The sequence below is a fragment of the Bradyrhizobium sp. USDA 4353 genome (assembly GCF_054063215.1).
On sequence record NZ_JBSSGB010000001.1, the window covers coordinates 982,071 to 1,006,660 of the forward strand.

Annotated in this window: 26 protein-coding genes; 20 read left to right on the top strand and 6 right to left on the bottom strand. The window is 66.3% G+C overall.

Annotated features, from left to right (window positions below):
* The first annotated feature begins 9 nt into the window (after nt 1-9).
* The 8 genes from ACVILH_RS04395 to ACVILH_RS04430 all read left to right on the top strand — a co-directional run bounded on the left by ACVILH_RS04395 (nt 10) and on the right by ACVILH_RS04430 (nt 8,114).
* Nucleotides 10-1,254, top strand: coding sequence for a dienelactone hydrolase family protein (locus ACVILH_RS04395; RefSeq protein ID WP_456711794.1), 1,245 nt, complete (start codon nt 10-12; stop codon nt 1,252-1,254).
* A gap of 77 nt (nt 1,255-1,331) precedes the next feature.
* Complete coding sequence (locus ACVILH_RS04400) at nt 1,332-2,873, top strand: ABC transporter substrate-binding protein (RefSeq protein WP_456711795.1); 1,542 nt, start codon at nt 1,332-1,334, stop codon at nt 2,871-2,873.
* Nucleotides 2,874-2,899: 26 nt separating this feature from the next.
* Nucleotides 2,900-3,907: an ABC transporter permease gene (locus ACVILH_RS04405; protein ID WP_456711796.1), complete on the top strand. Its 1,008-nt coding sequence runs from the start codon at nt 2,900-2,902 to the stop codon at nt 3,905-3,907.
* Nucleotides 3,900-4,790 (top strand): ABC transporter permease, encoded by an 891-nt coding sequence (locus ACVILH_RS04410; protein WP_456711797.1) that lies wholly within the window; start codon nt 3,900-3,902, stop codon nt 4,788-4,790. The genes ACVILH_RS04405 and ACVILH_RS04410 overlap by 8 nt, the downstream gene beginning before the upstream one ends.
* A complete protein-coding gene (locus ACVILH_RS04415; protein WP_456711798.1) occupies nt 4,787-5,662 on the top strand; it encodes an ABC transporter ATP-binding protein in 876 nt (291 codons plus the stop codon). The genes ACVILH_RS04410 and ACVILH_RS04415 overlap by 4 nt, the downstream gene beginning before the upstream one ends.
* Nucleotides 5,659-6,519: an ATP-binding cassette domain-containing protein gene (locus ACVILH_RS04420; RefSeq protein ID WP_456711799.1), complete on the top strand. Its 861-nt coding sequence runs from the start codon at nt 5,659-5,661 to the stop codon at nt 6,517-6,519. The genes ACVILH_RS04415 and ACVILH_RS04420 overlap by 4 nt, the downstream gene beginning before the upstream one ends.
* Complete coding sequence (locus ACVILH_RS04425) at nt 6,516-7,232, top strand: SDR family oxidoreductase (protein WP_456711800.1); 717 nt, start codon at nt 6,516-6,518, stop codon at nt 7,230-7,232. The genes ACVILH_RS04420 and ACVILH_RS04425 overlap by 4 nt, the downstream gene beginning before the upstream one ends.
* A 282-nt stretch (nt 7,233-7,514) precedes the next feature.
* Nucleotides 7,515-8,114, top strand: a complete 600-nt coding sequence (locus tag ACVILH_RS04430) for a VOC family protein (protein ID WP_456711801.1) — start codon at nt 7,515-7,517, stop codon at nt 8,112-8,114.
* A 340-nt stretch (nt 8,115-8,454) separates the two neighbouring features.
* Here ACVILH_RS04430 and ACVILH_RS04435 read toward each other — a convergent pair whose 3' ends face one another.
* The gene (locus ACVILH_RS04435) at nt 8,455-9,066 is read right to left on the bottom strand and encodes a hypothetical protein (RefSeq protein ID WP_456711802.1); all 612 of its coding nucleotides are present in this window, start codon (nt 9,064-9,066) and stop codon (nt 8,455-8,457) included.
* A gap of 209 nt (nt 9,067-9,275) precedes the next feature.
* Here ACVILH_RS04435 and ACVILH_RS04440 point away from each other — a divergent pair, with 209 nt between their 5' ends.
* Together ACVILH_RS04440 and ACVILH_RS04445 are read left to right on the top strand one after the other, a co-directional pair.
* Entirely contained in the window at nt 9,276-9,671 is a 396-nt protein-coding gene (locus ACVILH_RS04440) for a GFA family protein (protein WP_456711803.1), read from the top strand.
* 903 nt (nt 9,672-10,574) lie between these two features.
* Nucleotides 10,575-11,831, top strand: coding sequence for an aminopeptidase (locus tag ACVILH_RS04445; protein ID WP_456711804.1), 1,257 nt, complete (start codon nt 10,575-10,577; stop codon nt 11,829-11,831).
* A 113-nt stretch (nt 11,832-11,944) separates the two neighbouring features.
* Here the strand turns inward: ACVILH_RS04445 and ACVILH_RS04450 are convergent, their stop codons facing one another.
* On the bottom strand, nt 11,945-12,409 hold the full coding sequence (locus ACVILH_RS04450) for a DUF4399 domain-containing protein (RefSeq protein ID WP_456711805.1): 465 nt from the start codon (nt 12,407-12,409) through the stop codon (nt 11,945-11,947).
* Nucleotides 12,410-12,738: 329 nt separating this feature from the next.
* On the opposite strand from ACVILH_RS04450, the gene ACVILH_RS04455 reads away from it, so the two are divergent.
* The gene (locus ACVILH_RS04455) at nt 12,739-13,191 is read left to right on the top strand and encodes a cupin domain-containing protein (protein WP_456711806.1); all 453 of its coding nucleotides are present in this window, start codon (nt 12,739-12,741) and stop codon (nt 13,189-13,191) included.
* Between the two features lie 2 nt (nt 13,192-13,193).
* Here ACVILH_RS04455 and ACVILH_RS04460 read toward each other — a convergent pair whose 3' ends face one another.
* Complete coding sequence (locus tag ACVILH_RS04460) at nt 13,194-14,012, bottom strand: MBL fold metallo-hydrolase (RefSeq protein WP_456711807.1); 819 nt, start codon at nt 14,010-14,012, stop codon at nt 13,194-13,196.
* Nucleotides 14,013-14,116: 104 nt separating this feature from the next.
* Here ACVILH_RS04460 and ACVILH_RS04465 point away from each other — a divergent pair, with 104 nt between their 5' ends.
* Nucleotides 14,117-15,043: an alpha/beta fold hydrolase gene (locus ACVILH_RS04465; protein WP_456711808.1), complete on the top strand. Its 927-nt coding sequence runs from the start codon at nt 14,117-14,119 to the stop codon at nt 15,041-15,043.
* 5 nt (nt 15,044-15,048) lie between these two features.
* Here ACVILH_RS04465 and ACVILH_RS04470 read toward each other — a convergent pair whose 3' ends face one another.
* Both ACVILH_RS04470 and ACVILH_RS04475 read right to left on the bottom strand, forming a co-directional pair.
* The gene (locus ACVILH_RS04470) at nt 15,049-16,575 is read right to left on the bottom strand and encodes a permease (protein WP_456711809.1); all 1,527 of its coding nucleotides are present in this window, start codon (nt 16,573-16,575) and stop codon (nt 15,049-15,051) included.
* The gene (locus ACVILH_RS04475) at nt 16,572-17,321 is read right to left on the bottom strand and encodes an ABC transporter ATP-binding protein (RefSeq protein WP_456711810.1); all 750 of its coding nucleotides are present in this window, start codon (nt 17,319-17,321) and stop codon (nt 16,572-16,574) included. Before ACVILH_RS04475 ends, ACVILH_RS04470 begins: the two co-directional genes overlap by 4 nt.
* Before the next feature lie 223 nt (nt 17,322-17,544).
* Between ACVILH_RS04475 and ACVILH_RS04480 the strand changes: the two genes are divergently transcribed.
* From ACVILH_RS04480 to ACVILH_RS04515, 8 genes are all read left to right on the top strand, one after another.
* The gene (locus tag ACVILH_RS04480; RefSeq protein WP_456711811.1) at nt 17,545-18,321 is read left to right on the top strand and encodes an SDR family NAD(P)-dependent oxidoreductase; all 777 of its coding nucleotides are present in this window, start codon (nt 17,545-17,547) and stop codon (nt 18,319-18,321) included.
* 7 nt (nt 18,322-18,328) lie between these two features.
* On the top strand, nt 18,329-18,508 hold the full coding sequence (locus tag ACVILH_RS04485; RefSeq protein WP_456711812.1) for a DUF2256 domain-containing protein: 180 nt from the start codon (nt 18,329-18,331) through the stop codon (nt 18,506-18,508).
* A gap of 12 nt (nt 18,509-18,520) precedes the next feature.
* Nucleotides 18,521-18,979, top strand: a complete 459-nt coding sequence (locus ACVILH_RS04490) for a DUF3429 domain-containing protein (protein WP_456711813.1) — start codon at nt 18,521-18,523, stop codon at nt 18,977-18,979.
* A 67-nt stretch (nt 18,980-19,046) separates the two neighbouring features.
* A complete protein-coding gene (locus ACVILH_RS04495) occupies nt 19,047-19,796 on the top strand; it encodes an aspartate/glutamate racemase family protein (RefSeq protein WP_456711814.1) in 750 nt (249 codons plus the stop codon).
* A 323-nt stretch (nt 19,797-20,119) separates the two neighbouring features.
* Complete coding sequence (locus tag ACVILH_RS04500; RefSeq protein WP_456711815.1) at nt 20,120-21,205, top strand: ABC transporter ATP-binding protein; 1,086 nt, start codon at nt 20,120-20,122, stop codon at nt 21,203-21,205.
* A gap of 25 nt (nt 21,206-21,230) precedes the next feature.
* Nucleotides 21,231-22,277: a polyamine ABC transporter substrate-binding protein gene (locus tag ACVILH_RS04505; protein WP_456711816.1), complete on the top strand. Its 1,047-nt coding sequence runs from the start codon at nt 21,231-21,233 to the stop codon at nt 22,275-22,277.
* A 4-nt stretch (nt 22,278-22,281) separates the two neighbouring features.
* Entirely contained in the window at nt 22,282-23,151 is an 870-nt protein-coding gene (locus ACVILH_RS04510; protein ID WP_456711817.1) for an ABC transporter permease, read from the top strand.
* Entirely contained in the window at nt 23,148-23,963 is an 816-nt protein-coding gene (locus tag ACVILH_RS04515) for an ABC transporter permease (RefSeq protein ID WP_456711818.1), read from the top strand. Before ACVILH_RS04510 ends, ACVILH_RS04515 begins: the two co-directional genes overlap by 4 nt.
* Nucleotides 23,964-24,192: 229 nt before the next feature.
* Here the strand turns inward: ACVILH_RS04515 and ACVILH_RS04520 are convergent, their stop codons facing one another.
* Nucleotides 24,193-24,534 (bottom strand): hydroxyisourate hydrolase, encoded by a 342-nt coding sequence (locus tag ACVILH_RS04520; protein WP_456711819.1) that lies wholly within the window; start codon nt 24,532-24,534, stop codon nt 24,193-24,195.
* Nucleotides 24,535-24,590: the final 56 nt, after the last annotated feature.

Consider the following 24,590-nt stretch of genomic DNA (forward strand, 5'->3'; position numbering starts at 1 on the left):
AGCATGACGATGGCTGGCACGAGCGCTGGACAGTGGATCGACATCGCCGCCGCCGATGGCGGCACGTTCAAGGGCTATCTCGCGGTGCCCGCCTCAGGCTCAGGTCCCGGCATCGTGCTCCTGCAGGAGATCTTCGGCGTCAACGCCTCGATGCGCGCGGTTGCTGATTACTACGCCGAGGAAGGCTATGTGGTGCTGGCGCCCGACCTGTTCTGGCGCTTCGAGCCGGGCATCGAGCTCGGCTATGGCGAGGCGGATTTCGGCAAGGCCTTCGGCTACTACCAGCGCTTCGATGTCAATCTCGCGATCAAGGACACCGCCGACGCGCTGAAGGTGCTGCGCGCCCGTCCCGAGTGCAAGGGCAAGGTCGGCGCGCTCGGCTTCTGCCTCGGCGGCAAGCTGGCCTATCTCACCGCAGCCCGGACCGATGTCGATTGCGCCGTCTCCTATTACGGCGTCGGCATCGAGGCCGACATTGCCGAGGCCAAGAACATCAAGGGGCCGATCGTCTTCCACTTCGCCGAACTGGACAAGTTCGCACCCGCCGAGGCGCGCGAGGCGATCAAGGCCGGCTTTGCCGGGCGCGACGATGCCGAATTCTATCTCTATCCCGGCTGCGACCACGCCTTCGCAGCACCGGAGCGCGCCAGCTTCGACAAGCCCGCGACCCTGATGGCGCATTCGCGCTCGATCGCGCTGTTCCGGAAAGTGCTCGGCCCGCATTACGACCTGTCGTCGCTGTGGGATAAGCACACCGAGCTCGAATTCGCCACCCGCTCGGCCGAGGCGACGATGGGCACGATGGTCGCCGAGCCCTATGTCAACCACATCCCGACCATGACCGGCGGCGTCGGCTACAAGGATCTCCTGCGCTTCTACGCCAATCACTTCATCCCGAAGACGCCCGCAGACACCAGACTGGTGCCGATCTCTCGCACCATCGGCGCCGACCGCGTCGTCGACGAGATGCTGTTCTGCTTTACCCATGACATCGAGATCGACTGGATGCTGCCGGGCATCCCGCCGACCGGCAAATATGTCGAGATCCCCCTCGTCGCGATCGTGCGCTTCCGCGGCGACAAGCTCTACAACGAGCACATCTATTGGGATCAGGCCTCGGTGCTGGTGCAGATCGGCCTGCTCGATTCCTCCAAGCTGCCGGTCGCGGGCATCGAGACCGCCAAGAAGCTGGTCGATGAATCCTTGCCCTCGAACACGCTGATGAAGCGCTGGGCCGAGAGCGCGCCGCACTGATCCGATTGCTTGGCGGCGCCGGCAGGGGCGCCGTTTCCGTCGCTCATCGTCCTTCGCTCACCCGGAGTTGCATCACCATGCGTGACCATCAGATCTCTCGCCGTACGATGTTGCAGCTCGCGGGCGCGGCTGCTCTGCCGCTCGCCACCGGCCTGCCGCTGTCATCAGCGCGCGCCGCGGCGGGCACCTTGACCATCGCCTACAACGTCAATTTGCCGTCGTTCGATCCGACCGTCGGCGTCTCCGCGGTCAATCCCACCATCCAGTCGATCTACCAGGCGATCTTCGATCCCTATATCGGTCAGGCCGCCGATCTCTCCTTCACGCCGGGCCTGCTGACGAAGTGGGGCTGGAACGAGGACCGCACCAAGGTCACGATGGAGCTGCGCTCGGACGCGACCTGGCACGACGGCTCCAAAGTGACGCCGGAGGACGTGGTGTGGTCGCTGACCCGCGCCGCCGACCCGAAGGGCGGCAATCCCATTCAGTTCGTGTGGTCGAAGATCAACAACTTCAAGATCGAGGGCCAGACCATCACGGCCGACGTCGTCGAGTTCGAGCCGGTGCTGTTCAAATGGATGGCGTTCCTCACCGGCTATGTGCTGCCGAGGGCCTATTACGAGAAGGTCGGCGCCGAGGGCTTCGAGAAGGCGCCGATCGGCTCGGGCCCGTACAAGGTCGATGCGTTCGAGCGCAATGCGTTCCTGCGGCTGAAGGCGCATCCCGGCTATTGGGGACCGAAGCCGGCGTTCGAGACCGTCGTCTTCAAGTTCGTCACCGATCCGACCAGCCGCGTCGCCGAGATCGAGTCCGGCGGCTCCGACATCACCTTCGAGATTCCCTACGAGGAGTTCGACCGCCTCAAGGCCAAGCCGAACCTCGCCGGCGTGACCCAGCCGATCTCCGACATCGGCATGATCTTCCTCACCGACATCGATCCGATGCTCGATCGCAATGTGCGCCTCGCCGCCAACCACGCCATCGACAAGAAGGCGATCGTCGAGAAGCTGTTGCGCGGCTATGGCGTGCCGATCGACACCTTGGAAGCGCCGGGCTACGCCGCGTTCGATCCGTCGATCAAGGTCGCCTACGATCCGGAGCTGGCGAAAAGCCTGCTCGCCAAGAGCGGCTATTCGACCACGAAGCCGGTGAAGTTCACCATCCAGACCACGCGCGGCTTCAAGCCGAAGGACTATGAGATGGTGCAGGCCATCGCCGGCATGTGGCGCAAGGTCGGCATCGAGGCCAATATCGAGGTCTACGAGATCGCCCAGCATTTCGAGCTGCGCGCCCGCCACGCGCTGGCGCCGGCCGCGTTCTACAATTGGGGCAACGCGATCGGCGATCCCACCACCTCGACCGGCTTTGCGATGTTCGGCCCGTCGCCGCACTCGGCCTGGAAGGGCAAGGACCTGATCGAGCGCATCGGACCCTTGTGGGGCGAGAAGGACGAGGCCAAGCGCATCGCTGGCTGGAAGGCGGTCGACAAATACATCGCCGAGGAAGGCGAAGTGATCCCGCTGCTGCAATACGTTCAGCCGATCGTGCACAAGAAGGGGCTGAAGGTCGTGCCGCAGGCCAACGGCATGATCCTGCCGCAGCTCGTCACCCAGGGTTGAAGCAAGGCTGAGACGGAGATCGAGCGATGCGCTGGAGCGCCATTCTCAAGCGCCTCGCTCTGATCCCGCCGACGCTGCTCGGCGTCGGCGCCATCGTCTTCGTGCTGCTGCGCGTGGTGCCCGGCGATCCCATCGCGATGATGATCCCGCCCGGCGCCTCGCCTGCTGATATCGCGCGGCTGCGCGCGCTGTACGGCCTCGACCAGCCGCTACTATCGCAATTTGTCACCTGGCTCGGCCAGGTCGCAACAGGCGATTTCGGCCGCTCGATCAGCCTGCGCCAGCAGGTGTTCGAGCTGGTCGGCGCGCGGCTGCCGGCAACGCTCGAGCTCGCTGCGCTCTCCGTTGTCATGGCGCTGCTCATGGGCGGCGCGGTCGCACTGATCGGCAGCCTCATGCGCGGCACCCGCGCCGAGTGGCTGCTCGACACCGCCAATGGCGTCTTCCTCGCCATTCCCGATCTCCTCTGGGCGCTGATCCTGCTGCTCGGCTTCGGCGTGCTGCTGCCTTTGCTGCCGATCTCCGGCCGGCTCGATCCGCAGCTCGCGGTCGCCTTCCGCACCCATTTCTATCTGATCGAAAGCCTGCTCACCTTGCGCCTCGATGTTGCCGCCGATCTGCTGCGCCACATGCTGCTGCCGTCGCTGGCGCTGGCGCTGCCGTTCGCCGCGCTGGTCGCGCGGCTCCTCAAGGCGCAGCTCGCTGAGGCCGAGGACCAGGACTACGCACAGATCGCCCGCACCCGCGGCTTCTCGCGTGCCACCATCCTGCAGCGCGAGGTGTTTCCCAACGCGCTGATCCCGACGGTCGCTTTGTCAGGTGTGCAGGTCACCCTGCTGCTCGGCGGCACCGTGCTCGTCGAGCGCATCTTCTCCTATGAGGGCATCGGCAACATGGCGATCGATGCCGTCATCAATCGCGACTTCCCGCTGATCCAAGGGCTGATCTTGACCTTCGCCGTCCTGTTCATCGCCCTCAATCTTGCCGTCGACCTGCTGGTGGCGCTGCTCGACCCGAGGCTGCGTCATGGCTGATCTCGTTCTCACAGGACCCATCACGACGTCGCCCGCGCGCTGGCGCAGCGCGCTCGCGCGCGGCGGGGCGCGGCTGTGGATCGGCGGCGGCCTCGTCGCGCTGCTGCTGCTGATCGCGCTGTTCGCGCCGGTCCTCGCGCCACATGACCCGGCCGAGCAGGACTTAATGTCGGCGCAACTGCCGCCGGCCTTCATGCGCGGCGGCGAAGCGGCATTCCCGCTCGGCACCGACAGCCTCGGCCGTTGCGTGCTGTCCCGGCTGATGTACTCCGCGCGCACCGCGGTTGCGGTGGCGCTGGTCGCCTCGGCGCTCGCCGCCCTCATCGGCGTCGCGCTCGGCCTGAGCGCCGGCGCCTTCGGCGGCGTGCCCGACCAGCTGGTGTCACGCATGATCGATGTCTGGATGGCGTTCCCGCCGGTGCTGCTGTCGATCGTGCTGGCCGCCGTCATCGGCGCCGGCCTGACCTCGGTCATCGCTGCGATCGTTGTCGTCGACTGGACGCGCTTCGCCCGCATTACCAGGGCCGAGACGCAGGCGCAGCTCGCGCGCGACTACGCGGCCGCGGCGCGGGTGCTCGGCCTCACCCGCATGCAGGCGCTGCGGCTGGAGATCCTGCCCAATCTCATCCCGCTGATCGTGACCCTGCTCGCCGTCGAGATGGGCATCGCGATCCTGGTCGAGGTCATTCTGTCCTTCGTCGGCATCTCCGTCACCGGCGATACCGCGAGCTGGGGCGGCATGATCACCGAGGGACGGCAGATCGTTTACCAGGCGCCGTGGATCATGGCGCTGCCGATCGCCGCCGTCATCGTGAGCGTGATCGGCTTCAACCTGTTCGGCGACGGTCTGCGCGCCGCGCTCGACCCGGTGCAGCGCCGATGAGCGCCGTGCTCGAGATCCAGAATCTTCACGTCGCGATCGGCGCCGCCAATGTGCTGCGCGGCGTCTCCTTGCGCGTCGAGGCGGGTGAGGTACGCGGCCTGGTCGGCGAATCCGGCGCCGGCAAGTCGATGGTCGGCCGCACCATCTTCGGCCTGTTGCCAAGCAAGGCCAAGATCACGGCGGGCCATGTGAGCTTCGAGGGGCGCGACCTGCTGGCGATGCCCGATAAGCAGCGCCGTGACCTGCTGGGACGCCGCATCGCGCTGATCCCGCAGGACCCGATGACCTCGCTCAATCCCGTTCGACGCATCGGCGCACAGATGGCCGCGGTGCTGCAACTGCATCTGAAGCTGTCGAAGCGCGCCGCGCTCGACCGTGCCGGCGAGCTGCTCTCCGAGGTCGCGATCCGCGATCCCGCCCGGGTGCTCGCTCTCTATCCGCACGAGCTCTCCGGCGGCATGCGCCAGCGCGTGCTGATCGCGATGGCGTTCTCCTGCGATCCGTCGCTCGTCATCGCCGACGAGCCGACCACCGCGCTCGACGTCACCGTGCAGCGCCAAGTGCTGCAGCTCGTCGAGCGGATGCGCCAGCGCCACGGCGCGGCGATCCTGTTCGTCACGCACGATCTCGGCGTCGTCGCAAAAATCTGCCGCAGCATGACCGTGCTGCATGCGGGCCGCGTGCTCGAGGACGGCTTGACCGCTGATGTCCTCGTGAAGCCGCATCATGCCTATACGCGCGCGCTGCTGGCGGCGACACCGCGCGCCGACCGTCCCGCGGATGCGTTGAAACCCGTGCCGCCGGCGCTGATCGAGAGTCTGTGGGCCGAGGCGCACCGGCTCGATCAGCTCGCCGCAGCGAGGCCGTCATGAGCGAGATCCTGCTCCGCACCGGCCAGCTCGGCTTCGCCTATCCGGCGCGCTCGGCGTCGCTGTTCGGCAAGCCCGTCATGCGCGATGTCATCAAGTCCGTCGATCTCGCCGTGCCGCGTGGCGCTGTGCTCGGCCTGGTCGGTGAGTCCGGCTCGGGCAAGACCACGCTCGGCCGCCTGCTGGTGCGATTGCTCGAACCGACGTCGGGCGGCATCCAGTTCGACGGGGTCGAGATCAGCCATCTGTCGGAAGCCGCCTTGCGCCCCTTGCGCGCGCGAATCCAGATGATCTTCCAGGATCCGCAATCCTCGCTGAATCCGCGCCTGCCGCTCGCGGTGACCTTGACGCGCCAGCTCGAAGTCTATGGCCGCATCCGTGGCCGTCGCGACCGCCGCGACAAGGCTGCAGCGCTGCTCGATCTCGTCGGCCTGCCGACATCGTTCGTCGACCGCTATCCGCATGAGCTCTCCGGCGGCCAGCGCCAGCGCGCCGGCATCGCGCGGGCGTTGGCGCTGCAGCCGGACTTCATCGTCGCCGACGAGATCGTCTCGGGCCTCGACGTCTCGACCCAGGCGCACATCCTGACGCTGCTGAAAGAGCTGCGCGCCAAGCTCGGCCTCACCGTCGTCTTCATCAGCCACGACCTCTCGGTGATCCGCGTGCTCTGCGACGAGGTCGCGATCCTCCGGGGCGGCGAGGTGGTCGAGCACGGCCCGGTCGGGCGCATCTTCGCCCATCCGCAGGCCGACTACACGCGCCAATTGCTCGCCGCCATTCCGCTCCCCGATGTCGAGCCGGGCTGGCTCGACGACACCCCGTCCCGTCAGCAACCCCAGCAGCAGGGATCAGCCGCATGAGCACTTCGGTCAAGGACTCCGTCGTCGTCATCACCGGCGCCACCGGTACTATCGCGACTGCTCTCATCGCCGAGCTGCTCGCGCGCGGCGCCGCCAAGATTTACGCGGCTGCGCGCGATGTCTCGGCGCTTACGGCTACCGACAAGATCGTGCCGTTGAAGCTCGATGTCACCAGCGATGCCGATGCGGTAGCGGCAGCAGCGCGGGCGTCCGATGCCACGCTGCTGATCAACAATGCCGGCGTCAACCACAACACCGCCTTCATGCTCGCCCCCGATCTCGTCATCGCGACGCAAGAAATCGAGATCAACTACCTTGCGCCGCTGCGAATGACGCGCGCTTTTGCGCCGCTGCTGATCAAGAACCACGGCGCGGTGCTCAACATCCTCACCATCCTCGCCCGCGTGAACCTGCCGCTGATGGGCTCCTATTGCGCCTCGAAGGCCGCAGCGCTGAGCCTGACGCAGGGCTTGCGCGGCGAGCTTGGGCCGCAAGGCGTGCGCCTTGCCGCCGCGCTGCCAGGCGCAGTCGATACGCGGATGACGGCAGGATTGCCGATCCCGAAGATGACGCCGGCGGAGGCCGCCAAGGAAATTCTCGACGGCTACGAGGCCGGCGAGGAGGACATCTATGTCGGCGACATGGCGAAGGGCCTCGCCGCCGGCTTGGCGCAGGATCACAAGGCGGTGGAGAAACAGTTGGCGGCAGGGTGACCTTGGCTCCGGTGGCGCCGCTTATGGCGAAGCTCCTGCCCAAATTAGCTGTTCGAGAGTCGCTCCTCCCTCGCCGCAGGTCTCACCCTCCCCTCGAGGGGGAGGGTCGATCGCGCAGCGATCGGGGTGGGGTGATCTCTCCCCACGACGAGCTGCGTCCGGGGCTCACCCCACCCCGCCTCACATTCGCTTCGCTCATGCGAGGCGACCCTCCCCCTCCAGGGGAGGGTGGCGTTGCCGCTCGACCGTCGTTCTCTCGAAACGTCTTGTCAGGAGACCATGATGCAGTTGCTGAAAGTCATTAGCTCAACCCTCGCCGCCCTCGCCCTCTCCTCCGCCCTCGCCTCAGCCGACTCCATCCCCGGCCTGCGCGGCCATGATCACACCGGCATCACCGTGCCGGACGTGAAGGCCGCCATCGCCTTCTTCACCGATGTCATCGGCTGCAAGCAGGCGATGTCGTTCGGACCGTTCTCGGACGACAAGGGCACCTTCATGCAGGACGTCGTCAACGTGCATCCGCGCGCCGTCATCCACGAGATCAGCATGGTCCGTTGCGGCTATGGCTCCAACATCGAGCTGTTCCAGTACGAGGCGCCGGACCAGGCCAAAACGCAGCCGAAGAACAGCGATTTCGGCGGCCACCACATCGCGCTCTATGTCGACGACATCGACAAGGCCGCCGCCTATCTGAAGTCCAAGGGCGTCCGCACCATGCAGGGTCCGATCCCGATCACCGAAGGCCCGGCGGGCGGCCAATCGATCCTGTACTTCCTGACGCCCTGGGACCTGCAGATGGAGCTGATCAGCTACCCCAAGGGCATGGCCTACGAGAAGAACGCCACCACTTTGCTGTGGTCGACCACCGAGCCCCAGAAGTAGCGCGAGAGCTCGACCCGCGACATCGACGGCACCCAGACTCCCTCTCCCGGTCCTTCACGGGGAGAGGGCTGGGGTGAGGGGCAGCCGCGCGGGCAGTGCGAGTGGAACGACCTGTCCTCCCTCTCACCCGAATTGCATCTGTAGCCTTATCATATTTCACGATCGACGTTTTGCGCTCATCGATCTCCACGCCGTCATGGCCGGGCTTGTCCCGGCCATCCACGTCGTCCGGCATGCTGAGAACGACGTGGATACCCGGGACAAGCCCGGGCATGACAGAGTAACTAACTTGGAGAATCGTTCGTCGCGACAGCCTCAGCTCAAGAAGGGACGAACCTTCTTAATTGAACGCCATCGGCGCCGCACTCGCCATCCAGCCATCGGACCGCGTATTGCGTGCGACCCGCTGATAGCGCGACGCACGGGCTTCGCGCGTGGCGCCGGCCGCCGCGCCGAACATCGTCGAGCCGCCGCGCGGATTGACGATCGTGTAGCCGGCGATGGAGCGCGGGTGCTCGCGGGTGACGTGGCCGCCGGAGTTGCCGTCATGCACCAGCCAGACATTGCCGGCGACCTGCTGCTGCAGGATCATGACGTGGCCCGAGCGGACCGCCGCCATGCCCGGCGCCGGCATGGCGCGCGGGAAGCGGCGCCAATTGGCGGCGAGGTTGAGCTCGGGAATGACCCGGCCAAAGGTGTAGAGCGACGCCTCGCAGCCGCAGAAGGCGTGCGGACATCCCGACGGACGGCCACCGACGACACGGGCTTCGCCGGCGCGCGCTTCACCCGGGATCGAGGCCATCGCGTTCATGAAGGCGTGGTGGCGGTAGGCGTAGCGGTGATGGGAGGAGTGATGATGATAGGACGTATGATGATGATGATGACGAGGACGCGCCTCGGCTTGAACGGAGAGAGCCAGCAATGCGGCGACGACAAGAACAACGCGGTACATTCGGAGGACTCCTGTACACTGTGAAATCCCCCTGCCGCGCGCCAATCACCCGGCAAACGTGTCCTCAACGTGACCGATTCCCCCATGAGCCATGCAATTGCGGGATGCGCCTGCCCGCTCCAGCGGTTCCGAATTAACGTATTTACTTGACTCATTGTCGAAGCCCCGTTCGGCAATTCGTCCGAGCCGACAAGATCTGGGAGGAAGAAATGACCGCCTTCCGCGGCAGTTGCCTGTGTGGCGCGATCGGCTTTGAAGTCGACGGCCCATTCGACAAGTTTCTGAACTGCCATTGCTCGCGCTGTCGCAAGGCGAGCGGAACGGCGCATTCGTGCGAAGTCGTCGTGCCAGCCGCAGCGCTCCGCTGGCTGCACGGCGAGGCGCAACTAACCCGGTTCGATCTGCCGCAGGCACGCAGCTTTGCCACCGCGTTCTGCTCGCGATGCGGCAGCCCGATGCCGCATCTCACACGCAGCGGCCGTGAGGCGATCATTCCCGCCGGCAGCTTCGATCAGCCGCTCGGCGCCGCGCCGGATCGCCACGTCCACTGGGCCTCGCGCGCCGATTGGTACGTTCACGGCGATGGTCTTCAGATCGAGGACTAGGACCGGCGTTGATAGGTGGGCCGAGGAGCCTTCGTGCCCGTCGGGCGACTCACAGACCGTTGTCGATGACGAGAACGCCTGTTCGGGGCCATGCGGGATGCAGGTGCCGTGCGCGCACAGTCTAATTTCATGAACGAGTTCATGCTGATTTGGCCTGTCCAGTCCCCGGGCTGAAAATATTCCGCTTTGCCATTTCGGAAAATCATGATCTTATCTCCCTCGTCCCGCCTCATCGACGAGGGGCGCTGCGCGGTCGTCACGAAGCGTGGGGTGCGGGATGTGGTGGGCGGGCCGGTTTGCAGCGTGATCACATTGCGCCGACGAACGAATTGGTCCGCACGGTCAAGTCGCGTGGTCCTGATACTCCGAAGCCAGTATCAAGCCTGCGCCGGCGCGAGAGCGCGGTGCAGGCGACGGTGACCAGACAGCCCGGGCGCCGGGGAGATCGCGAAGCAGCCGTAAAGCCATCGCGCAGGGAGGGCCGGGTCGTTCCGGCTGGACCTGTGGTACCTGCCGCCTGCATTTTTTTCCGCAGGCGGGCCACGGGCCTCAGTCGAGGCCCGGCTCTCCCTGCACCCTCGGTTTGGCGAGGGTGATCAGTTGCAACACTCGGACGCGAAGAGCGGGCGCGAGAATGCAAAGTCTTGACCGCAAACATCGCCGTCGTCCCGGACAAGCCGTGACGCGCAACGCGCGTTGCGGCGTAGATCCGGGATCCATACTCCGCGGCAGTCGTATGGGGCACGCGGAGCATTCAGTTCGCGCAGCAATTCCCGCCGGTGATTATGGGTCCCGGGTCAAGCGCGGGACGACAGCGGAGAATGCCGCGCTGCCTTCGCCATTGACCGTGGTCTCCATTGGCCTATCTCTTCATCATCCCACAAGAACGGAACTGGACACAAGATGACCGCACACCCCCGAAGCTTCGATACCGCCATCGATCCCGTGAAGCTCGACCGCCTTGCCGAGGTGGCGGTGAAGGTCGGGCTGCAATTGCGGCCGGGGCAGGATCTGCTGCTGACGGCGCCGTCGGTGGCGCTGCCGCTGGTGCGCAAGGTCGCCGAGCACGCCTACAGGGCCGGCGCGGGAATCGTGACGTCGTTCTTCTCCGACGAGGAGCTGACCTTGGCGCGCTATCGCTATGGTCATGACGAGAGCTTCGATCGCGCCGCCGACTGGTTGTATCAGGGCATGGCCAAGGCGTTCTCGGAGAACACGGCGCGGCTCGCGATCGTCGGCGACAATCCGATGCTGCTGTCCGGCCAGGATCCGGCGAAGGTGGCGCGCGCCAGCAAGGCGAACTCCAAGGCCTATCAGCCGGCGCTGGAGAAGATCACCAACTTCGAGACCAACTGGAACATCATTGCCTATCCGAGCGCGGCCTGGGCCAAGCTGGTCTTCCCGGATGTGCCGGAAGAGGTCGCTGTGGCGAAGCTCGCCGACGCGATCTTCGCAGCGTCTCGGGTCGATCGCGAGGATGCGGTGTCTGCCTGGGAGCGCCACAACGCGGTGCTGCGCGAACGCACCGAATGGCTCAACGGCCAGCGCTTCAGCGCGCTGCACTACACCGGTCCCGGCATGGATCTGACGATCGGTCTCGCCGACGGCCACGAATGGGAAGGCGGCGCCTCCACTGCGAAGAACGGCATCACCTGCAACGCCAACATCCCGACCGAGGAGGTGTTCACGACGCCGCACTGCCGCCGCGTGTCGGGTCACGTCAGAAGCTCCAAGCCGCTGTCCTATCAGGGCACGCTGATCGACGATATCCAGGTCAAATTCGAAGAGGGCCGCATCGTCGAGGCCAAGGCCTCGAAGGGCGAGCAGGTGCTGAACAAGGTGCTCGACACCGACGAGGGCGCGCGCCGCCTCGGCGAGGTGGCGCTGGTGCCGCATTCCTCGCCGATCTCCAAGAGCGGCTTGTTGTTCTACAACACGCTGTTCGACGAGAACGCCGCCTCGCACATCGCGCTCGGCCAGTGCTACTCGAAGTGCTTCGTCAACGGCACCTCGCTGTCGCCGCACCAGATCGCAGCCCAAGGCGGCAATCAGAGCCTGATCCATATCGACTGGATGATCGGCGCCGCCGAGACCAACATCGATGGTGTGCACGAAGACGGCCGCCGCGTGCCGGTGTTCCGCAACGGCGAGTGGGCGTGAGACATCAAGGGCCGGAGCACGATGTGCTCCGGCCCTTGTGTTAATGGCATGTCGCGCGGCGGGACTCGCCGGAGCGCATCGAAATTTATGGCGACCTGCTTATGGCGACCTGCTTATGGCGACTTGGCCTGGGTGGTGGCCTCGACAGTGACCGTGATCCGCTCGGACATGACCGGCTTGTTGTGCGGGATGTGGCTCCAGTCGCCGAGCACGAGCTGCAAGGTGTGCTGGCCGGGCGTCAGGGTGACGGAGGCTTCGGTCTGGCCCTTGCCGAAATGCACGTGGCCGGAATCGACCGGGATCGCCTCGTTCAGCGCATCGCCTTCGAGCGCGGGCGCGTCGATCAGGAGATGATGGTGGCCGGTGTTGGGCGCCTCGGTGCCGGAGGGGGCGACGCCCATGCCGGACAGGCCAAAGCGGATCAGGACCGGCGAGGTGACCTTGTCGCCGTCCTTGAGGTTGATGAAATAGGCCTTGGCGTTGTCGGGCGCGGGCGTCTCGCCGGCGATGACCACCGAGGTGGTTGCAAAGGCGGCGGTGGACAGCGTGAGGGCGATGGCGAGGCTCAGTCGGCGCATCCTGGGAAATCCTTATCTCTGCGACGGCGGAAAATCTTTAATGGTGACGGCACGTTGCAGGCCGGGCCAAGCGCCCCCTTCGGGAGGCATGGCCGCATCTTGCAGTGCGGTCGAACAGTAGATCAGAAGGTTTGGCGAGGCCGCGAACAAATTGCGGCGCTTGCGTGATGTTTATAGCGCTGGCGTGGTTGTGATGCGACGGCGGGTCGCGGCGATCGGATCAAATCTTAACGACTGCGGAAAGCACCGGTTAGGTGCAACCCGCTACGGTCGCGGGTCCATGCCGGCGCCCGCCGGGTCATTTCAGTTGCAGATATTTGAGGCCCCAGATGTCCCCCTCCTTGATCGAAACCGCCAATCTCGCCGTCGACCTGTCTCCGGCGCCGATCGAGCCGTCCTGGATCATCGAGGGCAATCCGACCGCGACCTCCTGCACCATCGCGCGCAGCAGCGATGGCCTCGGCTCGACCATCGTCTGGCATTGCACCGAGGGCAAGTTCAACTGGTACTACGATTTCGACGAGACCATCCTGATCCTCGAAGGTGCGATCGTGCTGGAGAGCGAGGGGATGCCGGCGAAGCGCTATGGGCCGGGCGACGTGATCTTCTTCCGCGACGGCGCGCATGCGAAATGGCATGTCGAGGGCCACGTCAAGAAGCTCGCCTTCTGCCTGAAGACGCAGCCTTATCTGCTCGGCCTCGCGGTGCGCGTGATCAACAAGCTCAAGCGCATGTTCCTGACGCCGGAAGGCCGCCGCGGCGCGAGCCTCGCAGGCGCCTGAGCTCACACTCCGTCGAGAATGATCACGGTCGGGCTCGACGGCAACAGCTCGCGCGACATCTTCAGGGAGCGCTCGGTGCGGCGGTCGATCTCGAACTGCTGGCCGATCTTGCGCATGAACTCGTCGAGCGGCGTCGCGAAGCGGTGCATCGGCAGCACCACCGAGGCGCGCAGCCGCTTGGTGATCTCGGAGATGCCGTCGAGCGACATCGTGTAGGTGCCGTCGATCGGCACCATCACCACGTCGAGCCGGCCGATCGCGGCGAAATGCGTCTCGTCGAGCTTGACGTGCAGATGGCCGAGATGGCCGATGCACAGGCCCGCGACCTCGAAGATGAAGATCGAGTTGCCGTCCTTGATCATGTCGGCGCCGAGCGAGTCGCTGAAATAGCGGCGGATGTCGGTGGTGATGTTGCGGATCAGGACGTCGCCGATGCGCTCGAAGATCTGCGCCGGCTTGCCGTCGTCGCCCCAGCCACGCAGAACGTGCGGGATACGCGGATCGGGCGCCAGCGTGTAGTGCGTCGAATGCGCCCGGTTCATGGTGATGACATCGGGCAGCCGTCCGACCTGATAGGCGCCGCTGTAGTCGGTGGCGATGCGGATGCCCATGGGCGTGTCGATGAAATAGGTCGAATGGCCGGCATAGGTGATGGTCACCTCGTTGCCGGACGCAGCCGTCCGGCGCAGGCTGACCGGCGTCGCCCGCGGCGTGTCGCCGGCCATCGCGAGACATTCGCTGCTGCGCGGTCCCGATTGCGCCAGCACGGGCGATGCGAACGAGACCAGGACGGCGAGCAGCGAGAGCAGCGAACGCAGCATGGCGGTTCCTCTTCAACAGCGCGTGTGAGTGTAGCGAGGAATTGCGATCAGAACTATCCTCATCGCAGCGCCCGAGGGACAGGGCGGGCACGCGGGAGGATGACATGAGTGATCGGGACGGATCGTCGCAGGCGCAAATGATGCAACCGATCAAGGCGGTCGATGCCGGAGTCCTGAGCATCGCCTATGTCGAGAGCGGCCCCTCGGATGGGCCCGTCGTCATCCTGCTGCACGGCTATCCCTACGACATCCACTCCTATGTCGACGTCGCCCCGCGCCTCGCCGCACAGGGCTGCCGCGTCATCGTACCCTATCTGCGCGGCTATGGGCCGACCCGCTTCCGCGACGCGTCAACGCCGCGCTCGGGCCAGCAGGCTGCCATCGGCGCCGATCTGATCGCCCTGATGGACGCACTGGCGATCCCGCGCGCAGTGTTCGCCGGCTATGATTGGGGCGGACGTGCGGCCTGCGTCGGCGCGGCCCTCTGGCCCGAGCGTTGCGCGGGTCTGGTCTCCGTCAACGGCTATCTGATCCAGGACATCTCCAAGGCGCTCGAGCCTGCTCCCGTCCCGCGCGAGCTCGCGTTCTGGTATCAATGGTACTTCCAGACCGAGCGCGGCCGCGCCGGCCTTGCGGCCAACCGCGCCGAGATCGCGCGCCTGCTATGGACCCAATGGTCGCCGAACTGGCGCTTCGACGACGCCACCTTCGCGCGCGCCGCGGCGGCTTTCGACAATCCCGATCATGTCGACGTGGTGATCAACAGCTATCGCCATCGCTTCGGTCTGGCGCAAGGTGATCCGCGCTACGACGAGCTCGAACGGCGATTGGCGGCGCTGCCCGTCATCACCGTGCCGACGATCACGCTCGATGGCGACAGCGACGGCGTGATCCCGGCGACCGACGGCCGCGCGCACGCCGCGAAATTCAGCAACCGCATCGCCCATCGCGTCATCCCGCGAGCGGGCCACAATTTGCCCCAGGAAGAGCCCGAGGCGTTCGCCGCAGCCGTGATGGAGGTGCTGCGCTGACGCGATCAGGACCTTGCCGGGCTGAGCTTCCAGGCGGCGAACAACAGACCTGCAGTCATCAGGCCGCAGATCACGGCAGCTTCCGGCAGCGCGATCGCGAGCGCCGCGGTCGCGGCCCAGCCGATCGACGAGAAGGCCTCGGCGAAGGTCGCCAGCCGCGACGAGGTCTGCCGCCGCCGGAACTGACTGCGGCGCGCCTGGATGCGGAACCAGAGCTGGATGGCGGTCGAGGAGATCGTCGCGATCAGCACCGCCGCCGCCGTCACCAGCGCCTGCCACGGCGCGACCCAGGCGAGCGCGAGCACCAGCGGCGCGAAGATCACCGCGATGGTCATCAGCACGACCTCGATCTTCGCGCGCACGATGCGCGTCGCCGGCAACGGCGCCGTTGCCACCAGCTCAGGCGCATCCTCGCCGGAGATCGTGAGCCAGGCGAGGCCGCCGGCGAGCTGGCCTGCCGCCATCACGATGACCGGCGTGATCAGGATGACGGCTTGCGACGTATCGGAATAGCTGCGCCACAGCAGCAGCGCCGGCGGCACCAGATACAAGAGCTGCATCAACGTCTGCGAGATCAGCCAGGGATCGCGCCGCAGCAGCATGAGCTCCTTGCGCCTGAGCGCCTGCTGCCGCGAGCCGCCGCGGAATCTGCGGAGCTGCGCGCCGGCGCGGCTCGAGACGCCTTGCGCGGCGGCGCTGATCGCGGTGTCGGCGAAGCGCGGCGAGAACACCATCATGACGATGCCGAGCAGCAGCAGCCCGGCCGCAAGCAGAAGCAGCAGCGCCTGGCCGTCGCCGAGCGCGGCGCGGGCCGGCAGCCAGACGAGGCTATCCGGATCGGGTGCGATGGCGGCTGCGGCATCGGAGGTGAGCACGGCGAAGCGCGACAGCGTGCCGTAGGAGACGATCGCCGCGATCTGCAGCATGATGACGAAGCCGGCGCCGATCACGGCCGCCAGGATCTGCGCCACCAGCCGCGTGCGTGCCGGCCCGATCAGGCGGAACAGGATGATGGTGATCGCAATGGCGATCGCGGCCGCCGAGAGGCCGACGGCCGCGACCACGACAAAAGCGGCGAGCCAGCGCGCGCCGCCTTCGATCAGCAGCACGTCGACGAAGGGCGTCGCCAGCAGCAGCGCCATGCTGGTCACGGACAGCGCGATGGCGGCGATGCGAACCGAGAAGATCTCGGCGAGCCGCACCGGCGACGACATGATGAGATCGAGATCGGCGCGGGCATAGAAGACGCGGGTGACCGACTCGATCGCCTGCGACAGCATCAAGGCCCAGGACAGCAGGATGGTCGCGGTGATCACGATCAGCGCCGTCTTGTCGAGCGGCGGCTGCAGGTCGGCATAGCGGCCGACGACGGCCCAGGCCGGCAGATGCATGATGGCGCCGAACAGCACGAGGCCAATGATCGCCGCGCGGGTGCGGCGGCGCCGGCCGGCGGTGATCATGGCAAGCCATTCCCGCCAGGCGAGCCTGAGCTCGTGGCGGGCGAACCAGGCGAGCGTCGCCGCCCGTGTCATGCCGCGGACTCGACATCGACGAGCGCGATGAACAGCTCTTCGAGGCTGGTATCGGTGCGGCCGTTCTGCTGGCGCAGCTCGGCGAGCGTGCCTTCGGCGACGATCCGCCCCGCGGCGATGACGCCGATGCGGTCGGCCATGCGCTCGGCGACCTCCAGGATGTGCGTCGTCATGATCACGGTGCCGCCGCGGCGGACCCGCTCGGCCAGGAGTCCCTTGACGTGACGGGCGGAGACCGCATCCAAGCCGGTCAGCGGCTCGTCCAGGATGATCAGTTGCGGGTCGTGCACCAGCGCGCCGGCGAGCGCCACCTTCTGCCGCATGCCCTTGGAGAACCCCTCGCAACGCTCGTGCAGATGCGGCTCGAGGCCGAGCGAAACCAGCAGCTCGCGCGCGGTGTTGCCCGAGCTCGCGGGATCGACGCCCCACAATCCGGCGACGAATTCGAGATATTCGAGCGGCGTGAGCTTGTCGTAGATCATCGGCTCGTCCGACACCCACGCCATCACCTGCTTGGCGGCAATCGGATCGCGCAAGGCGTCGATGCCGAAGATCGCGATCTCGCCGGCATCCGGCTTCAGCAGGCCCGCGACCATGCGCAAGGTCGTGGTCTTGCCGGCCCCGTTGGGGCCGACCAGCGCATAGAACTCACCGGCACGCACGACGAGGTCGAGCCCGTCGACGGCCGGCCGTTCGAAACATTTGGTTAACCCTCGCACAGCGAGGGCGGAGCTCTCTGGTGTCATGACCGCTCATTCGGTTCGCATCGACAACTTGGACGCAACTCGTTGCGGCGCGGTGAACGATCCCTCGATCGTGATCGCGATGGGCCATTCCCGGCCGGCCGGTTCCCAGCATCCGAACCCGATCGGCACCGCCGAGCCTAGCGCAATGATCCGAGCGCGGGGCGATTTCGTTAGGAGGGTAGGCAGCTCTGATGACGGCTGCGTGGCTCCGGCGAGGATGGACGTGGCGAACCAGCTGATCGCGAACGAGACGCGAGACGCCGCGTCGGGCGTTGCGCCGCCCCTGCCCCGGCATACCGTCCGGCTGGATTCCTTCCCGCGTGGCGGCGTCGCCGCGGTGTTCGGCGCCAGCGGCGGCATCGGTGCGGCGCTGAGCTCCGCGCTCGCCGAAAGCGGCCATTTCAATGCGATCCTCTGCTTCAGCCGGAGCAGCGATCCCGCGTTCGATCTCACCGATGAAGCCAGCGTCGCGCAGGCGTCCGAAACCGTTGCGGCCGCCGGCGAGATCCGCCTCGTCATCATCGCCACCGGCATGCTGCACGAGGCCGACGCGCAGCCCGAGAAGAGCTGGCGCGAGCTCGATGCCGCGCGTCTTGCCCGCGCCTTCGCCATCAACGCGACCGGGCCGGCGCTCGTGATGAAGCATCTGCTGCCGCGCTTGCCGCGCACCGGCAAGGCGATGCTCGCGGCGTTGTCGGCGCGGGTCGGCTCGATCGGCGACAACCGGCTCGGTGGCTGGTACGGCTACCGCGCCTCGAAGGCGGCGCTGAACCAGCTCGTGCATTGCGCGGCCATCGAGCTGGCCCGCCGCGCGCCCGACGCGATCTGCGTCGCGCTGCATCCGGGCACGGTGGCGACGAAACTGTCGGCGCCGTTCGCCTCGGCCAGCGGCGTTGCTCCTGTCGAGGCGGCGCGTCACCTGCTCGGCGTGATCGATCGGCTCGGGCCGCAGGACTCCGGCGGCTTCTACGATTGGCGCGGCACGCCGGTGCCGTGGTGAAGCAAACATGCCGAAGATGCGCCGCAAGTCCGATTTGCCGACCAAGATCTGCGCCGCGTGCGGCCGCCCATTCGCATGGCGGCGCAAATGGGCACGCGACTGGGACGAGGTGAAGTATTGCTCCGACCGCTGCCGGTCGGAGCGACAACGATCAGCATCGACAAGAGCGGCGCGACCCGGCACCTGAGGGAGACCATGCATGCTCGCCGGCATTCCCACGCCCATGCGAATTCTCGGACTCGGCGGACTGATTCCCTTCGTCGGCCTCGCGGCTGTGGTGATTGCCGGTCAAGAGCCGTCGCGGCTGATGGCCGTGCACGCCCAGATCGCCTATGGCGCCGTGATCCTCAGCTTCCTGGGCGCCGTGCACTGGGGCTTGGCCGTGCAGATGCCAGCGATGGCCGACTGGTGGCGCATGGCTTGGGGCGTCACGCCGGCCTTGCTCGGTTGGGTCGCCCTGCTTCTGCCGGCGACCTCGTCGCTGATCCTGCTGACGGCGGCGCTGCTCGTGGCGCTGATCGTCGACGAGCTCTGTTTCGGAGGCGACGACCGGCGATCCTGGTTCTTGAAGCTGCGGCGACTGCTCAGCGTCGGTGCGATGGCATCGATGTTCGCGACCTTCATCGCCGTGCTCTTTGGCACGCCGGGGGCGGCATGACGCCGTCGTCTGCTGTAGACAGAGCCGCGCCGCGTCGGGCAAGCTTTGGCCTCCTTCGCGAGGCGCCATGAACATCCTGCTGCTCAATCCCAACATCCGCTCTGATATCACTGACCTGATGCTGCAGGTCGGCCGCGAAGCTGCTGCACCGGGCACGATGCTGATCCCCTGCACCGCGCCGCGCGGCGTGCCCTATATCGCTACCCGCGCCGAGGCGCAGATCGGCGGTGCTGTGGCGCTGGAGATGCTGGCGGAGCGCAACGGCACGTTCGATGCCGCGATCATCGCCGCGTTCGGCGATCCCGGCCTGTTCGCGGCGCGCGAGCTGTTCGATGTGCCGGTGATCGGACTTGCGGAAGCGGCGATGCTGACCGCCTGTATGTCGGGACGGCGGTTCGCCATCGTCACCTTCGCCCAGGCGCTTGGGCCTTGGTACGAGGAGTGCGTGCGCATGCACGGGCTGATGGAGCGCTGCGCCGGCATCCGCATGCTCGACGGCAGCTTCAGGCAGATCTCCGACGTGCAGCACGAGAAGGAGGAGTTGCTGGTCGAGCTGGCGTTGCGTGCGGTGGAGGAGAACGAGGCCGACGTGCTGATCTTCGCCGGCGCGCCGCTGTCGGGCCTCGCCGCGCGCGTCGCGCATCGCATTCCCGTGCCGGTGGTCGATCAGGTGATCGCCGCGGTCAAGCAGACCGAGGCGCTGCTGGCGCTGAAGATGCGCAAGGCCACCGCGGGCACGTTCCGGCGGCCGGCGGCGAAGCCGACCACGGGGTTGGCGGAAGCGCTTGCGGCCCGGCTGGAGCATCGGGACGTGTAGTTGGATGGCGTGGTGGAGGGCTTGCTCGGTCTTTGCCTCTCCCCGCGTGCGGGGAGAGGCCGGATTGCATCGCCAGATGCAATCCGGGTGAGGGGGGCTCTCCGCACGGTCGGTGGGTGTGGCTGCCCCTCACCCCAGCCCTCTCCCCGTGAAGAACGGGGAGAGGGAGCGCACTGCCTTCGCCGCACCTCCGTGCTTCCTCACTGAAAGTGAAACGCGATACTGCCGTACCTCTCACGCACTCGCTTGTACACAAACGGCCGTCACTGCCTGAAAAGGCGGCACGCTTCTTGCTTTTTCAACACAGTTGAGCAGGAAGCCCAATGGCCAGCGTATCGGAAGCCAAGTCGCTCGTACTCGATCGGATCACGCACCGCTTCGCCAGCGGCACGATGGCCGTCTCCGACATCAATCTCGATGTGAAAGGCGGGGAGATCATCGCCCTGCTCGGGCCGTCCGGCTGCGGCAAGACCACGCTGCTGCGCATCATCGCCGGCTTCATCGGCCAAAGCGAGGGACGCGTCATCATCGGCAATGACGTCGTTGATGCGCTGCCGCCCAACCGCCGCGCGGTTGGCATCGTGTTCCAGAACTACGCGCTGTTCCCGCATCTCTCGATTACCGAGAATGTCGGCTACGGCCTCGCCGCGCGCGGCGTCGACAAGGCGACGCGCAACAAGGAGGCGCAGCGGCTGCTCGAGATGGTGCAGCTTGGGCCCTTCGGCGAGCGGCTGCCGCGGCAATTGTCCGGCGGCCAGCAGCAGCGCGTGGCGCTGGCGCGCGCGCTCGCGATCAAGCCGTCGATCCTCTTGCTCGACGAGCCGTTCGCCGCGCTCGACAAGAATTTGCGCCTGGACATGCAGATCGAGGTCAAGCGGCTGCAGCGCATGGCCGGCACGACCACGCTGATCGTAACCCACGACCAGGAGGAGGCGCTGTCGATGGCCGATCGCGTCGCGGTGCTCAGCCACGGCCATCTCGAGCAGTTCGGCACGCCCAGCGAGATCTACGACCAACCGCAGACGCTGTTCGTGAATACCTTCGTCGGCACGGCCAACAAACTGAAGGGCACGGTGCTTGCGACCGACGCGAGTGAGGTCAAGGTCGCGCTCGAAGCCGGCGGCGAGATCATCGCGCGTGCGCCGAACCCGGTTCGTGCCTCAGACAAGGTCACCGTCTGCCTGCGTCCCGAGCATCTCACCTTCGTCAGCGACGACTCCGGCTTCGCCGGCGAGATCGGGATGGCGCTGCCGCTCGGCGCCACCGTGGTGCACGAGATCAAGGCCAAGGACGGCTCCAGCATCAAGATCTCGCAGGCCCGCACCGGCGGGACGCCGCTGCGCGAGGCCGGCACGCCGGTGCGCGTGGCACCGCTCGCGGCCGGACTCGCGACCGTGTTCCCGCAATAGATAACCAAACATATCGGAGTGAAACATGATGCTTGATCGCCGCCAGCTCCTGACCAGCGCCCTGACGCTGGGCGCCATGCACGCCTTCCCGGGCCTGAGCCTCGCGCAGGCGCGGCCACTGGTGTTCGCGACGTTCACCGGCAGCTGGGAGGAGGCGCACAAGGCGGTGCTGGTGCCTGCGTTCCGCAAGGCCAACGCCGATGCGGCCATCGTGCTCGATCCGATGCTGTCGGTCGACCAGATCGCCAAGGTCAATGCCGCCAAGGCCAATCCGCCGATCGACGTCATGCTGCACGATCCGGGCCCGGCGCTGGTCGCGATCGGCCAGGATCTCGTCGAGCCTTACCCCACCGACAAGAGCACCTATTTTAAGGACCTGACTCCGGAAGCGCAGGACGCGATGGGCCCTGCCCCGTTCTTCCAGGTCGTCGGCCTGACCTACAATCCGGAGACGGTGAAGACGCCGCCGACCTCATGGACCGATCTGTGGAAGCCGGAGTTCAAGGGCAAGGTCGGCATCACCAACCTGAACTCCACGCTCGGCACCGGCTGGCTGGTCGAGATCGCGCGCATGCGCGGCGGCTCGGAGGCCAATGTCGACGAGGGCTTCAAGGCGCTGGAGGAGCTGAAGCCGAACCTCGCCGCTGTCGCCGCCAATCCCGGCGCCCTGGCGACCCTATTCCAGCAGGGCCAGATCGACATCTCGCCCGGCAATTTCAACGCCATCCAGATCCTGAAGGCCCGCGGCGTGCCGGTCGAATTCGTGGCGCCGAAGGAAGGCGCGATCGCGTTCAAGACCACGATCCACATCGTCAAGAATTCGCCGAACAAGGAGCTCGCCTTCAAGCTGATCGAGGCGGCGCTGTCGCCGGAGGTGCAGACGACCTTGATGAACTCGCCCTATCTGATCGTGCCGACCAACACCAAGGTCGCCATGTCCGGCGAGATCGCCAAGGTGCTGGCCAAGGACACCGCGGAGCTGAAGAAGAAGTTCGTGTTCCAGGACTGGAAGAAGATCAACGAGCAGCGCGCCTCCTGGATCGAGAAGTTCAACCGCGACATCAAGATCTGATGCGATGAAGAGCGCCACGACCGCGCCTGGAGACGTGACCAGCTTCAGCCTGGGGCTCGCATTGCCCTTAGGGTTGGTGTTCGCGATCTTCTTCGTGCTGCCGCTGGCGCAGCTGTTGTATCTCTCGCTGCACAACGACACCGCGGCGACGGTGTGGGGGCTCGGCCAGTACATCAAGTTCCTGACCGACCCCTTCAGCCTCGCCGTGCTCGGCTCGACGCTTCTCCTTGGCGCCGAGGTCACGCTCGCCTGTCTCGTGCTCGGCTATCCCATCGCCTGGCTGCACCAGCGCTCGGGCAGCCGAGTGCAGACGCTGATCATCATGATCGTGCTGCTGCCGCTGCTCACCAGCGTCGTGGTCCGCACCTTCGCCTGGATCGTGATCCTCGGACGGCAGGGCATCATCAACTCCGTGCTGCAATCGCTCGGGCTGATCGGCACGCCGCTGCGCATGATCTATACGCAGGGCGGACTGGTCGCGGCACTGGCCCAGGTGCAGATGCCGCTGATGGTGCTGCCCTTGATCACGGCGATCGGCCGCATCGATCCCAACCTGTCCGACGCCTCCGCGTCGCTCGGCGCCGGCAGCTGGCGTACCTTCTTCAAGGTGATGCTGCCGCTGTCGATGCCCGGCATCATCGCCGGCTGCACCCTCACTTACGCCGCGGCGATCACCGCCTTCATCACCCAGTCGCTGGTCGGCGGCGGGCAGATGCTGTTCATGCCGATGTATCTGTATCAGCAGGCATCGACCTTGCAGAACTGGCCATTCGCAGCCGCAATCTCGATCATCTTCCTGTTCGCGGTGCTCGCGATCGTCGCGCTGTTCTCAACGCTCGGCCGGCGCGCCCGCGGCTATGGAGACATCAGATGAGCGGACGGCAGCGCAACTGGGAGGCGCTCAGCTTCCAGATCGTGATGACAATCATCGCGGTGCTCGCGCTGATCCTGATCGTGTCGCCGTCGCTGGTGGTTGTGATCGTGTCCTTCACCTCGGGCTTCTCGCTGAAATTCCCGCCGCCCGGCTATTCGACGCGCTGGTACGTCGAGTTGTGGAACGCCTGGCAGCTGCAATTCGCCGCGCGCAACAGCGTCGTGGTCGCGCTGTGGTCGACGGGACTGTCGATCGTGCTCGGCGTTGCCGCGGCGCTGGCGATCTCGCGCTCCAAGGCGCTGACGGCGAAGCTGCTGGACTCGCTGTTCATGTCGCCGCTGGTGCTGCCGGCGCTCGCCTTCGGGCTCGCGGCGCTGATGTTCTTCTCGCTGATCGGCCTGCCGGTGTCGCTGCTGACGCTCGTCATCGGCCACACCATCGTCTGCGTGCCCTATGTCGTCCGCAACACGGTAGCGGCGCTGGCGCAGCTCGAGCCGACCCTGCTGGAAAGCTCGGCGATCCTCGGCGCGTCCAGGCTCTACACGTTCCGCCGTATTGTGCTGCCGCTGATCCGCCCGGGCATCATCTCCGGCGCCTTCATCGCCTTCATGTCGTCGTTCGACAACGTCCCGGTGTCGCTGTTCCTGCGCGACGCCGCCACCGACATGCTGCCGATCCGGATGTGGCAGGACCTCGAAGGCAAGCTCGACGTCACCATCGCCGCGCTGTCCAGCGTGCTGATCATTGCGACGATCGCGCTGATGGCGATCATGGAAAGGACGACGGGACTGTCGAAGCGGCTGACGGGGTGAGTTGCGCCCCGAAAGTCCCTCATGAGGCTGGCTGGAAGCGCGGAACGAAGTTCACCTCTCCCGAAGGGAGAGGCCGGATTGCATCGCCAGATGCAATCCGGGTGAGGGGTTGCGCTCACTCCTCGGAGCAAGCCCCCTCACCCGCTCACTTCGTTCGCGACCTCTCCCCGTCGGGGAGAGGTGGATCGAGTGTTTGGCTCCGTAGGGCCCATCATTGTGCCGCCTGCCCTCAAGCTCCGCGGAAGATCGAGTATCCCCAGGGCGTGAATTTCAGCGGCAGATGAAAATGCTCCTCGACCTTGTCGATGGCGAAGCGAAACGGCACTGTAGTCAGGAATTTGGTCTGCGCGTTTGCTCCGAAGAACTCGCCGATATGGAAAAGCACCTCGTACTCGCCGACGGTGACGCCGTCCCCCTTGACGACCGGCGCCTGAAGAGTGCCGTCGGCGCCGAGTGTTCCTTCAACGAGCAGCGTGCGATCGGGGGCGACGCGCCAGATCGCGACACCAAGGCCGCGCGCCGGACGCCCGTTTGCGACATCGACTGCATGAACCGAGATACCGCCAGCCATCGCTCACCTCGTTCTGTGCCCGGCGGCATGATAGACGCGAATCCGGCGGCAGCGCC